Source organism: Paludibaculum fermentans, from assembly GCF_051172195.1.
In the GTDB taxonomy this organism is placed as follows: domain Bacteria; phylum Acidobacteriota; class Terriglobia; order Bryobacterales; family Bryobacteraceae; genus Paludibaculum; species Paludibaculum fermentans_A.
The window spans coordinates 1,068,975-1,080,949 of sequence record NZ_JBPJAQ010000002.1 but is presented as its reverse complement, the minus strand read 5'-3'; the positions used below and the strand labels follow the sequence as shown (position 1 = coordinate 1,080,949).

Annotated in this window: 10 protein-coding genes; 4 read left to right on the top strand and 6 right to left on the bottom strand. The window is 61.0% G+C overall.

Features of this window, described 5'->3' with window-relative positions; all coding sequences use genetic code 11:
- Nucleotides 1–648, bottom strand: a complete 648-nt coding sequence (locus ACR9Y2_RS31025) for a helix-turn-helix domain-containing protein (RefSeq protein WP_435045759.1) — start codon at nt 646–648, stop codon at nt 1–3.
- 838 nt (nt 649–1,486) lie between these two features.
- Here ACR9Y2_RS31025 and ACR9Y2_RS31020 point away from each other — a divergent pair.
- Nucleotides 1,487–1,789 (top strand): hypothetical protein, encoded by a 303-nt coding sequence (locus ACR9Y2_RS31020; RefSeq protein WP_435045758.1) that lies wholly within the window; start codon nt 1,487–1,489, stop codon nt 1,787–1,789.
- Between the two features lie 175 nt (nt 1,790–1,964).
- Here the strand turns inward: ACR9Y2_RS31020 and ACR9Y2_RS31015 are convergent, their stop codons facing one another.
- From ACR9Y2_RS31015 to ACR9Y2_RS31005, 3 genes are all read right to left on the bottom strand, one after another.
- Nucleotides 1,965–2,456: a hypothetical protein gene (locus tag ACR9Y2_RS31015; protein WP_435045757.1), complete on the bottom strand. Its 492-nt coding sequence runs from the start codon at nt 2,454–2,456 to the stop codon at nt 1,965–1,967.
- 519 nt (nt 2,457–2,975) lie between these two features.
- Nucleotides 2,976–3,332, bottom strand: coding sequence for a hypothetical protein (locus ACR9Y2_RS31010; RefSeq protein ID WP_435045756.1), 357 nt, complete (start codon nt 3,330–3,332; stop codon nt 2,976–2,978).
- A gap of 11 nt (nt 3,333–3,343) precedes the next feature.
- On the bottom strand, nt 3,344–4,624 hold the full coding sequence (locus tag ACR9Y2_RS31005) for an RHS repeat-associated core domain-containing protein (protein ID WP_435045755.1): 1,281 nt from the start codon (nt 4,622–4,624) through the stop codon (nt 3,344–3,346).
- An 810-nt stretch (nt 4,625–5,434) separates the two neighbouring features.
- On the opposite strand from ACR9Y2_RS31005, the gene ACR9Y2_RS31000 reads away from it, so the two are divergent.
- Nucleotides 5,435–6,577, top strand: coding sequence for a PP2C family protein-serine/threonine phosphatase (locus ACR9Y2_RS31000; RefSeq protein ID WP_435045754.1), 1,143 nt, complete (start codon nt 5,435–5,437; stop codon nt 6,575–6,577).
- A 356-nt stretch (nt 6,578–6,933) separates the two neighbouring features.
- On the opposite strand, the gene ACR9Y2_RS30995 is transcribed toward ACR9Y2_RS31000, so the two are convergent.
- Together ACR9Y2_RS30995 and ACR9Y2_RS30990 are read right to left on the bottom strand one after the other, a co-directional pair.
- Complete coding sequence (locus ACR9Y2_RS30995; protein ID WP_435045753.1) at nt 6,934–7,248, bottom strand: helix-turn-helix domain-containing protein; 315 nt, start codon at nt 7,246–7,248, stop codon at nt 6,934–6,936.
- Complete coding sequence (locus ACR9Y2_RS30990) at nt 7,245–7,364, bottom strand: hypothetical protein (protein WP_435045752.1); 120 nt, start codon at nt 7,362–7,364, stop codon at nt 7,245–7,247. The genes ACR9Y2_RS30995 and ACR9Y2_RS30990 overlap by 4 nt, the downstream gene beginning before the upstream one ends.
- A gap of 974 nt (nt 7,365–8,338) precedes the next feature.
- Between ACR9Y2_RS30990 and ACR9Y2_RS30985 the strand changes: the two genes are divergently transcribed.
- Both ACR9Y2_RS30985 and ACR9Y2_RS30980 read left to right on the top strand, forming a co-directional pair.
- Complete coding sequence (locus ACR9Y2_RS30985) at nt 8,339–9,241, top strand: PmoA family protein (RefSeq protein ID WP_435045751.1); 903 nt, start codon at nt 8,339–8,341, stop codon at nt 9,239–9,241.
- A gap of 17 nt (nt 9,242–9,258) precedes the next feature.
- Entirely contained in the window at nt 9,259–11,973 is a 2,715-nt protein-coding gene (locus tag ACR9Y2_RS30980) for a TonB-dependent receptor (RefSeq protein WP_435045750.1), read from the top strand.
- The last annotated feature ends 2 nt before the right edge of the window (nt 11,974–11,975 follow it).

Here is an 11,975-nt window from a genome sequence, read left to right as displayed (position 1 = left end):
TTAGTCGAGTTGTGCCCCGCCGGGGCCGTCGTCCTGCTGTTTCGTGATGGCTGAGTAAGCGCCGACGACAAACCGGAACGTCCGGCCTTCGGGCGACGCCGAGTCGTGATAGCGAGTGGTGAGGCTGGCCAGTGCCGTGGTCAGTTCCTCAGTGAAGGCGTGGCGGTCGGCGGCCGTGCGGAAGCGGACCTCCGTCTCCACGGTGAGGGTCGACAACCGCTTGCCTGCCCTGCGCGCCCGCAGCCCCAAGACGGCCAGATCGCGGATGATGCGCGCGGCGGCCGATACCAGATAGGCGGCCGAGAAGCGGTCGCGCTGGATCTCGGGTGACGGACCCAACTGGCCGAGGGCTTCGGGACTGATCAGGTAAGACTGGGCGGTCGCCTGCACGATGCGCTCCAGGCAGTTTCCTTTGCGGCGCTCCTCGACGAACGAGAGGAAGCCCTCCTTCTCGAGTTCGCGGAGGTGGTAGTTCACCTGCTGACGCGGCAGGTCCATGTCCCGGCCGATGGACGAGGCGGAGCGCGGCTCGCGCAGTTCGTGCAGGATTCGCAAGCGCACGGGCTGCATCATGGCTGCGGCGCGGGCCGGATCGCGCACTATCTCGAGTTGGGGCAGCGCCGCCATGGGACCGTTATAGTTGACCACCGAATAATTTTCCTGTCAAGACTATTTCTGAGTTCGGTTTGTCTGGTACTTCCGGCCGCAGGCAGAGGGAGGTCCAGCGTGGGCGGGAAAGTGGGTTTGTTCGCTCAAAATCGGCGGTGGGTTGACCTGGGGGCTGCGCCGGGCAGGCGCTGAGGTGCAGCCTGGGCCGCGGAGCATGGGCGGGCTGGACTGAGGCAGTGTGAATTGGGGCACGGCCGTTTTTGATGGTTGGCTGGAGGTTTGGCGTGGCTCCCCCGCTCCTTTTAGTTGCGGCTCTGAGCGGGGCTTTTCTGGTTTTGGCGGACCTGAGGGGCTTGGGGGACTGCGTTGAAGACGCGGTGGTAGCCATGGCCCGCTTCTTGCCAGTCGCGGTTCGCTGCGCGGTGGGGACCCCTCCCTGGCGGTCGGGGTGGGCTGGCGGGGTTGAGGGCTTGGGCGACCCGCCGGCATTGGGTCCCGGTGGTGGGTGAGTTGGGGCATTTCGGGGGGTTATCCGCTCCCTCACGGTCGCGGCTCTATTTGTTTCGTTCGCTTTGGCAGCCTGGAGGGGCTTGGGGGACTGCGGTGTAGATGCTTCCGCAGCTGTGGGCCGCTGCTTGCCAGTTGGGGTTCGTTGCGCGATGGAGACCCCTCCCTGACGGTCGGGGTTCGCAGGGGCTTTGTTTGCTTCGGCGACCTGGTGGGGGTTGGGGGACTCCGTTCTAGACGCGGTGGTAGCCCGTCGCTGACACTCCGGGACTGGGGCAGGTGGGTTTGTTCCCTCAAAATCCTGGGTGGGTTGGGTGGTTTCGGGCTCGGCGGGGCCGGTTGGCTGACTGGGGGTCAGGAGTTGGGTTAGGTGGTCCAGGCCGTTTGGGATAGAGAGGATGGCGCTTTCGGTGCCGCGGAGGCGCATCTGGATCCAGCCGGCGTAGCGATTGAGGGCCTGGATGTAGCCGTGCTGGCAGAGGACCCATTCCTGCGCGGCGTCTTCGTTGCCTCGGCCGTATTCCAGACCGGCGTTGAAGAGGGCTCGTTCGCGGCTCTCGTGGATGACGAGGTGGCCCTGGAGCATGTGCCACTCGAAGCTGAGGGCATGGAGGGTCGGATCGGCCAGGTGCTCGGTGCGGGCGTCGGCGAGGGCTCGGAAGTGAGCTTCTAGGCGGGGCGACATGCGGTGGTCTTCGCTGTAGGCTCCGGTGCGGCGGGCGTTTTCGGCGACTTTGGCTTTGCCGGCGGCGGTACGAGGGCCGGTGGATTTTTGGGCGTTGGCCCGGTTGGCAGCGAGGCGCTTTTCGGAGATTTGAATGTCGGGCATGGGTGGGGGTCCTTGCTCTTCACTGCACCTGTTGAATGGGGTAGAGGCGCTGAATGAGGCGGAGTTCGGCGGAGAGCGCGCGGTGGCGGCGCCAGTAGCGCTCCTCCAGTTTCAGGGCTTCCAGGAGGGATTTGCGTTGAGCGGGGTCCATAGTGTGGAAGGCCTGCCAGGCGTGGACTCCGGGGCTGGCTTTGGGGACCAGTTCGTTGGTGTTGTCCCACTGGCGCTGGATCTGGAGGGTGAGTGCATTGGCTTCGAAGGAGGCGTAGCGTTCGGCGCGCCAGATGCATTCGGCCATACGGTCGGCCAGGATGTGCTGATAGGTGGTGGCCGGTTTGAACTGTTCGTGGACGGCGGCACGAATCTTTTTGTAGTAATCCTTGCGTTCGACGAAGGTGGTGACGCTGGCGGCTTTGGCGCCGGTGAGGATGCCATCCTCGGCGACCTGGGCGTGGCGGCTGAGGAGGTCGATGTCCGGGAAGGCGCAATCGACTGGTTCGGAAGTAATCATATGAAATGTCCTCTATAACCAGTTTGGTTGGGGTGGACCTAGGATTTAGGAGATGGAGGTCTGCAATCTGTTGATTGCAGAGGAGAAGATTTTTGTTGAACTGGTGTCATCAAAGAAGCTTAATGTGCGGAAACGGGGGGATGTTGCGGGGGTGGCGGAGTCTCGGGCGAAGGGGGCGGGGTGGGCGGCGGCCTTGTGACGTGAGATGTGCTGTCCGGATTCGCATCCCTGCGAGATGGCGACCCGTCCCAGTGGCCATTTTGATGGATTGAATGCGTACCTCGGAGTACGTCGCGGCCGAAGGGCGGGTGTGATGGGGTCCTGTATGTTATTGCATCCAAGCCAGTTGTTGGGCAAGCAGAAAACTGGCGGACTACGGGACTCAGGGCGGTCAAACTTCAGATGGTGAGCGGAACGGGACGATAAGTCTATCGTTTTCTGTGGCTTGCAGAAAGGTGCACGCCAGGCTGTCCCCGTTGCCCCCGTTGCCCAAATATAGCAATCAAATCCAGCATTGGCTCAACGAACAGCTCTTCGCCTCAATTTGAGCAATCGTCGTACTGCGGCAATGCTCACAGAAATCAGCGCGCCTCCAATGCAGAGATTAATCAGAAGCCAAGGAAACTCCACTTTTATTAGCGATACTGCAATGAGGCCGCCACCAAAACCGAATCCGCAGACGCAAAACAATACCACCGCCCAGTTGCGCTGGAGCAGAAGCCCGATTCCGACGATCAGGAAAAATATCCCTGGGATCAAGGCTGGCCGCAATTCCTCGGCCCGGATGCGTGCGCCCTGCATGCTAAGGGCAACCATTCCGAAGAATACGGCAGAATACAACACAGTACCGATACCCAAAATGCGAAAAAGTGTCATTGTTCGGACTCTCACGGGCACGCGCTAGCCATATACTCAGGTGTAAATACGTCTTTATAGCCACCGCCAAGCCAACTCGCGAAGATCGCCGTTTTTTCTCCACGATCCGTGAACGGAGCGATGTTTCCAATAGGCAGGCCTCGCACCAAACGAGTAACTGACCATGCCGACTTCGCAAATGCGTACACGACTGGTTGAAATCCATAGCCTCGCGCCTGCAGGTCCGTATACCAAATTACATCAAGCTCACCTACAGGCGTCTGGATGTTGGGGACATAAGAGCTATTGAATGGCTCCAGGAGGCCGTCGCCACCTGGATTCGTGGACATCTGCGCCGCTTTACGAGTCCCGTATTGCGCCTCTCGTTCAAGGACCGTCCGAAGAACATCGCACTGTTCCTTCGTAAGCTTGGGGTACTCCTTCTCCGGTGCAGATTCCGCCTTCGCTTGCGCCGTACGGTAATTGTTCTCGCCATCTCCCCCCGCTCCACCCGACCAACCTGCCATCTCGACCCCGCCAACGCCGTAGCCTCCACCTCCACTAAAAGTTTGAATCCAGTATGTTGTTGTCACCAGTGAACACGAGTCATACTCCCCATTTACGTAGAAACAGGTTGTGTTCACGACATCCAGCGCCATCATCTGGAGCCCGGCTGGATCCATGAAGCCTACTGGTTCATTCCCCACATACGTATAGCGATTCCAGCTCTGAGGATCCGTCGGTCCCCCGCTAGCCCGGTACGGATCCGCCGTGGTAAACCTCCCCCACGAACTCGCGTAATACCGGTTCTGCGCATAGTCCAACCCGGTATAAATATCCCGCTTATACGTCGTGAACGTCTCGTCCTGATCCACCGACACCGACCCCGAAACCTCCCCGTACGGATAAACCCGGCCATGCGTCCCATCCGGGCTCCCTAGCCGGTCCGGCTTCGCACCCGTCCACCCATTCAGCACCAACCGACCGCCGAAGTAGACCCGTAGCTTCGCCTGGCACAGGAACGTTGCCCCGGACACCGTGCACACTGAATAAGTCCCCAACACTTCGCCACCCTGGCCGTACACCGTGTACGTCCAGTTTCCGCCCTGCAACTTCTTCACCCGGAGGTTCCCCGGACCATACTTGTACGTCTCTGTCACGCTCGGAGTCACAATCTGCGTCATCCGGTTCTCGATGTCATACGAGGCCGTCACCGACCCCGAGGGCGTCGACCACCCCGTCATATTCCCATTCGAGTCGTAGCCGAACCCCGCTCCATTCAGCCGGTTCGTTGCTGAAGCTGTTGTCTGCACCGTCACGGCCTTGTGGCGTTTGAAGGTCCGGCACCGATCGCTGCGCCCCAATGGCCTCTGCGATCCTTTGGTTTCCTACTTCATTATCCATTGGGGGGGTCGACGCAATCGATGACCCCGGGGCTGTGCGGCAGCCCGTTTCTCGGAAGTTTGGTGGGTGGCGTGTGGTTGGTGGTGCGGATTCTATCTGGGATGGGGCGGGCCCCCGGCTGACGCCGGGGGTAATGCTGGGGGGGACGGCGTTGGGATTGGGATGGGCCCTGGGCAATGCCCAGGGGAATGCTGGGGGGAGGTTGCTGGGGTGGGGCCGGCGGCGTTGGTTGAGGGCTGGGGACGGCGTTGGGATGGGGCGGGCCCCCGGCCGACGCCGGGGGTAATGCTGGGGGGGACGGCGTTGGAATTGGGATGGGCCCTGGGCAATGCCCAGGGGAATGCTGGGGGGAGGTTGCTGGGGTGGGGCCGGCGGCGTTGGTTGAGGGCTGGGGACGGCGTTGGAATGGGGCGGGCCCCCGGCTAACGCCGGGGGTAATGCTGGGGGGGACGGCGTTGGGATTGGGATGGGCCCTGGGCAATGCCTAGGGGAATGCTGAGGGGGAGATTGCTGGGGTGGGGCCGGCGGCGTTGGTTGAGGGCTGGGGACGGCGTTGGGATGGGGCGGGCCCCCGGCTGACGCCGGGGTAATGCTGGGGACGGCGTTGGGATTGGGATCAGCCCTGACTGCCCAGGGGAATGCTGGGGGGCGGTTGGATTGCTTCGGGAAGACCGATGGAGGGGGATAGTGCAATCCTGAGTGACCACCGCCGATCGCGAATGCCTCCACTATACTTGCTGGTTATGGCCTATTCCCCGCTTACTGTTTGGCAGCGTATTAGCGACGGGATCGAAGTAAAGGCACTCTGGGCGCAGTTCAGCCGCGAGGCCCGGGCCAGCTATACCTTCTATACAAAGGAAGCCGATTCGAAGCTACCCGCAGGACACTCCCGCCGGGCACGATTCCTGGAGGTTGTGCGCATTCTTTTCTGGGCCATGATTTTGACACTTTCCCCGGCCCGCCGTGTGTTGCTTCTCCTGTCGCTCCTGGTCCTGGCGGTGCCGCTGTTCACTTTCCGATATCAGGGTCTGACCTTCTGGGGCGGGGGCGGCCTGCTGATCCTGCTTGCGATGGAACTCGCTGACCGCGTCATGATGAAGCGCGATCTTGAGATCGCTCGCGAGATTCAGAATTGGATGATGCCGGCAACACCGCCCGCAGTGCCAGGCGTGGACATCGCCTTTGAATATCGCGCCGCTAACATAGTCGGCGGCGATTATTACGACGTTGTTTTTCGTTCACCGGGTTCGGCGGGCGGTTCGACTCGGCCCGAACGGCTGCTGTTCGTGGTAGCGGACGTCGCCGGAAAGAGCGTGCCTGCGGCCCTGCTGATGGCGACCCTGCAGGCAAGCCTCCGGGCTTTGGCCGGGCTCCCGATTTCGCTGCTCGAGTTGGTCGAACGCCTCAATCAGTCCTTCTGTACACAAAACGTCAGCGGAAGCCGCTTCAGCACCGCGTTCCTCGCTGAACTCGAGCCCGATGACGGACGTCTCACTTATGTAAACGCCGGGCACAATTGGCCTGTCCTGCGTCGTGCGGGCGGCGCGCTCGAACGCCTGGAGATCGGGGGCCTTCCGCTGGGCATCATGCCTTTGGCCCGGTATCAGTGTGGGAGCGCGACGCTCGCCGAGGGCGACGTGCTCATGATCTTCAGCGATGGCCTCATAGAAGCGGAGGACAACAACCAGCAGGAATTCGGCGACCCTGGAATGCTCGCCCTGACGGACGGTTTCGGCGGCAAGAGCGCCGCCGATGTTCTTGCTCAATTGCTGCGATCAGTCGACTCGTTCGTAGGCGGTGCGGCTCAGCATGACGACATCACGTGCATGGTTGTCCGGATGTTCGACTCGCGTTTGAAGTAGATTTGGCGACTGAATTTGCAGTTCATACCGGAGGAACTTGTGACGGTACGAGGACCGCGGCGCCCGCGGCACGCCTTTTACGGAAAGCATCCGCGAAGGCAACAGGTCGCCCTCCTTCTTCGGTGGAATAGAACTTTACGGAAGCGCTGATATCTGGACCTCTTGCCATCTGAATGGCCTCCACGGCATGTAGGACAGAAGTTGATGGATGAGCAGAAGAGGAGCGGGGTCCGATCCTCCTGCAGGGCATGCGACAGATGGTGAGGAGATGGGAATGGTAAGTCTCTATTTCCCTGTGGCTTGCAAAACGATGCATACCAGGAAATCCCCTTCTCGTGCTGGAACTATAACGGGAATCAGGCCACAGGTCTCGATGGCGGCTTGATCCGTAGATCGACCTCCAGGCCGGCGTCGCCGAGCATGTTGACCAACGTGTCGAGCGAGAACCGGCTGATCTTGCCGCGCGTCAGGTCCGAGATGCGCGGCTGACTGACCTTTAGGCGCTTGGCCGCCTCCGCTTGCGTCAGTCCCTCCTTCTCGATGAACTTCCTCAGGGCCGTCATCATCTGCGCCCGCAGCCGCAAGTTGCGGGACTCCGCGGGCGAGAAACCGAGGTCGGTGAAAACGTCGCCGCTGCCCATGGTGATCGCTGTGTCGATCGTGGTCTTCATGGCTCTCTCCTTCCTCTCGACCGCCGCGCCTCTATCAACGCGGCGTAGCGCTTCCGGCCCAATTCGAGATCGGCCTTCCGCGTCCCCTGTGTCTTTTTGACGAAGCGGTGGAGCACGTAGACGGCTTCCTCTTATCGAGCAATATAGAACACTCGGTATTCGTTCTCGCCGTGAGCGCGGATTCCCATGACGCCGGAGCCGACATCCGGCATCGGCCTATAATCCTCAGGCGCTTCGCCAAGTTGCACCAGATCCCGGTGTAGCCCGCATCCGAACGAATGTCGGCCGGGGCCGCCCGCAAACGGATCTGGCTGTCACCCATCCACGCGATTGGCTTCCGATTCGACACCTCCCGATTATACAAGAGTGGATATATCAGTCGACAGGGCACGGGGATGGTAGGAGCGGTGGCGAGCGATTTGTGCGTTTGGTGATCCGTCCCAGCGGCGGTCTTGCTTCAAGGACTGCGTACTCGCAGGCAAGGTATGGCCGTTGTTCTGGACACCGGCGGCGCCGGCAAGAGGCCGGTATTGTGGTGGTTACGAAGGAAGAGGGCAACGAAGGGAAGCATCGGCGCAAGTGGTGAGGCATGGACGGTGGAGAAGGGGTCGCCCCATAAGGTACGTATTTACCGCAACTTACGAAAGTTGCACGTCAGGCCGTCCCGCTCCCCCGGCGGTGCGTGTTATGGGGTGGGCGGGTTGGAGGAAGCCCGGCGCGGAGGGAGAACTGGGTTCCCTACGCGCATCTGCTGCTTGCTCTCTCAGGACTTGCCTGCCTGTGGGAGGGCGACCTGTCCAAGTGGCAGTTTCGATGGATATGAGCCGTACCGCGGAGAACGTTGGGTGCGGAGGGCAGGCGTGATTCGGCCCAGTATGTTGTTGAACTCAAGAACCTGGTGGATGAGCAGAAGAGTGGAGGGGCCCGGTCCTTCTTGAAGGCAAGGGACAGATGGTGAGGAGATTGAAAAGGCAAGCCTTTATTCTTCTGTGGTTTGCAGAAATGTGCAGACCAAGAGGCCCTCTTCTCCTCTATTCGCCTGCGGACTGTTACACTGAAGTTGTGTATTAAATTCCTGATAATCGAATTGTTGATTGCAGGGTCCTGCCTGGCCGAGGTCAACCTGCTGCAACGGTCCGACCGGGTTGTCGTGCTGGTGGACGGCAAGGCGTTCGGCTCTCTCTATTTCGGCGCCGATGCCAACAAGCCGTTCTTTCACCCGCTTACTACCCCGAAGGGCATCCGCGTTACCCGTTCATTTCCGCTCGAAAAGGTGGAGGGCGAACCCACAGATCATCCTCATCAGAAAGGACTGTGGGTGGGAACGGAGCGGCTCAGCGGCATGGACCTGTGGGAAAACGACTCCAGCTACACGCGTCCGCGCATGGGGCGGATCCTGTTTCAGGACGTGACCCGGTCAATTTCGGTAAAAGAGCGCGGTGAACTAGCCTTTAGAGCGGACTGGATCAGCCCGGAAGGCAAACTGCTGGTGGTGGAGCAACGCGCCATGACTTTCCACGCTGGAGTGCCTGGGGCGCACGTGATGGATGTCGATCTGACGCTGACCGCCCGCGAGGCAGTGACGTTTGAAGACCACCAGGATGCAATCATCGGCGTGCGACTCGCTCCCGGCTTCGATGAGAAGAATGGCGGGATGGCGATCAATGCCGAGGGATTTCGGGGCGAGGCGGGCATCCGCGGCCGGGCGTCGCGCTATGTGGACTGGCGCGCAACGCTGCAAGGCAATCCGGTGGGAGTGGCGATTCTGGACCACCCCGACAACCTGAACGCACCAGCCCGCTGGCACATCCGGAGCTTCGGCTTCTTCACCGCCAATCCATTTGCCCGGCGCGCCTTCGATCCCGCAGCGCCGCCGGCGAGCAAGACAGTGCGGTCCGGGGAAACCCTGCGGCTTCGTTACCGCGTGGTCGTCTATGACGGCAAAATCGACATCGAATCATGCTGGCAGGAGTTTGCCGGGCGTAGCGAGTAAGTAAGGGGTATTAAATTGTGATTAACTTTGAAGGCTTGGCGCGTTACGCCTTGCTGGCATCGTTCGCAGGGTCGCTGTCCGCTGCCGACAGCAGTCTCAACGGGAGAGTCACATCCTCCGGCATCGCTTTGCCCGGAACGCGAATCGAAGTGCAATCGACACAGGGCTCGACCGTGGAATGGACCGGGCGCGACGGCGCATGGAGCATCGGCGGCCTAATGGCCGGGCAGTCCGTGGTCGTGAGCGCCGAAAGCAGCGGCTTCGTTACCAGCCGCAGGACCGTGACGCTTGAGCCGGGCGGCAACACGACCGACTTTCAACTGGCGTTGAAAGACCTGCACGAAACCGTGGTCGTCACCGGCGGCATTCTTAGCGTGCGCAGCGACGCGCCGGAAAAGAGCCAGGCGCTTTCTTCCGAGCAACTGAGCGAACTGCCCTCCAACGGACGAAGGCTGATGCGCTTCGCGCTCCTCAGCCCTCACGTGCGGCAAGGCATTGGACTCGGCGGCGACGGCAACGACAGCAATCGCCTGTCCATCAATGCCAGTTCATACCGGCATACCGCCTACATGCTGGACGGTATTGTGAACTACGACTGGATTTACGCCAACGGACCCCAACAGACGGTTTCGGTGAGCGCAGTGGAGCAGTTCAAGATTGTTTCGGGCCAGTATGCGGCGGAGTTCGGCACCTCCACCGCCGGAGTGCTGATGGTAGCTACCAAGTCCGGCTCCAACAACCTGCATGGCGAGGCGTTTGCGCTTTTGCGTCCAAGCGGCATACAGGCGCAGGCGCCCCTAGCCTCGGCTAGCCTTGCCCGCGTGCCGAATGAACGCGAGCAGTGGGGCGCATCGCTGGCAGGCGCTCTGCGACGCGACCGTACCTTTTACTTTCTGAATTACGAGGGTTCCTCGCAGGCGCGCGGGGCGTTCATCCAGTCTCCGTCGCCCTCTTTCTTCGTAGGAAAGCAGCACGAACAATACGCCCTGGCGAAGGCAGATCACCGCTGGAATGAGCGCAACTGGCTCACCTGGCGCGGCAACGGCTATCTTTACAGCGGAGACAACCTCAACGACCGGATCGGCGGCTTCAACCAGCCGAGCTACGGCCGTGAAGCACGCACGCAATCCTGGGGCTCGCAGCTGAACCTCTACTCGGTGCGAGGACCCCTGCTGAACGAGTTGCACCTTGCGTTTGTTTCGTACTTCCCGGACAGCGCCTTTCCACTCCAATCGAGCGTCCAGATCAGCCGGCCGAGCTACAGTACGGCAGGATTTTCGACAAATAACTGGGTTCACGCCCGCTCCTACGACATCGGCGACGTGGTTGCTTTGCGCCGCGGCGCCCACCAGATTAAGTTCGGTCTGAATTACATCAGGCAGGTGGTGAAGGACTACTCGTTCACTCCCTTTGGAACCTATACATTCGCCGCGGGGCCACCCACCTCCGGACAACAGCCCCTTCGCTACTCCCAGACGTTCGGCAGCGCGAGTTTCCGTTACGGCCAGACCGTTACCGCCGGCTTCGCGCAGGACGACATCCAGCTTCGCCCGCGGCTCACGCTGAATCTGGGACTCCGCTACGAGAACCAGTCGATCACGGCAGACCGTAACAACTTCGCGCCCCGGCTAGGTCTCGCTTGGGATGTCAGAGGCGACGGGCGTACCGTAGTGCGCGGCGGAGCCGCAATGTTTTACGACCAGTTCTACCTGTACATCTACCGGCGTTTCTATTCGCTCAGTCCGTTCGCGCCTACCGCCGCTTACACCCTTTCCTACGGCGACCCCGCGTTTCCCTCATTTCCGGCCTCCCTGGCGGCTCCACCCGCGTCCGGAGCCACAGCGGGGCGCAGAGATCTGTACATTCCCGCTGACCGGCTCATCAATCCCTACAGTCTCCAATACTCACTGGCCGTCGAACGGCAATTGGGCCAGGGTTACGTGCTGAGCATCGACGGCTTGCATAGCCACGTGCTGAAGCAGATGCGGGTCAACGATATCAACCATCCCACTCCATTGCTCCGCACAGCTCCAGGCCAGACTAGATCGGCAGCCGTAGCGGACCTGACGCGGCCGTATTCCACCTGGCTGGGTGTGCCGGCGCGGCTGATCGCCGTCATCGAAAATAGCAGCTCGAGCATCTACGACGCGCTCTCAATCGGACTCTCGCGGCGATTGAAGGAGAAGTTCCTGATCGATTTTCACTACACGGCGGCATCTTCGGCAACTTACTCGGGTTTCTACGCGGACGCCAACAGCGGCATTCCGAACGAGTGGAACAACTGGGGGCAAGCCGAACGCGCGCCCAGCGACTTCTATCAGCGCCACCGCTTTGCAGGGAACGGCCTGGCCCATCTACCGCTCGGCATCCAATTCTCCGGCACGCTCATAGTGGGCAGTGGACTGCCGGTGAATCCGCTGACCGGAACCGACAATAACGGCGACACGTATTCCTCGGACCGGCCGCTCGGCTTCGGACGCAATTCATTTCGCACCCCGATCCAAACCCAGTTCGATTCCGCAGTATCGAGACGAGTTCGCATCCGGGAGCGTCTCACAGCCGAATTTCGAGTTGAAGTCTTCAATCTGCTCAATCGCAATAACTACATCGAAGTGAACAACATCTACGGCGAGGGTTCGACGCCTCGTACAACCTTTCTTCAGCCGATCGCCGGCGTTGCGCGCACGGACCCCTCAAGGCAGATTCACTTAGGAGTCCGGCTGCTCTTCTAATC

Bases quoted from the DNA above. Each gene is read 5' to 3' on its own strand.
- ACR9Y2_RS31015 (WP_435045757.1), bottom strand. From the start codon at position 2,456: ATGATTACTTCCGAACCAGTCGATTGCGCCTTCCCGGACATCGACCTC.
- ACR9Y2_RS31010 (WP_435045756.1), bottom strand. From the start codon at position 3,332: ATGACACTTTTTCGCATTTTGGGTATCGGTACTGTGTTGTATTCTGCC.
- ACR9Y2_RS31000 (WP_435045754.1), top strand. From the start codon at position 5,435: ATGCCTCCACTATACTTGCTGGTTATGGCCTATTCCCCGCTTACTGTT.
- ACR9Y2_RS30995 (WP_435045753.1), bottom strand. From the start codon at position 7,248: ATGAAGACCACGATCGACACAGCGATCACCATGGGCAGCGGCGACGTT.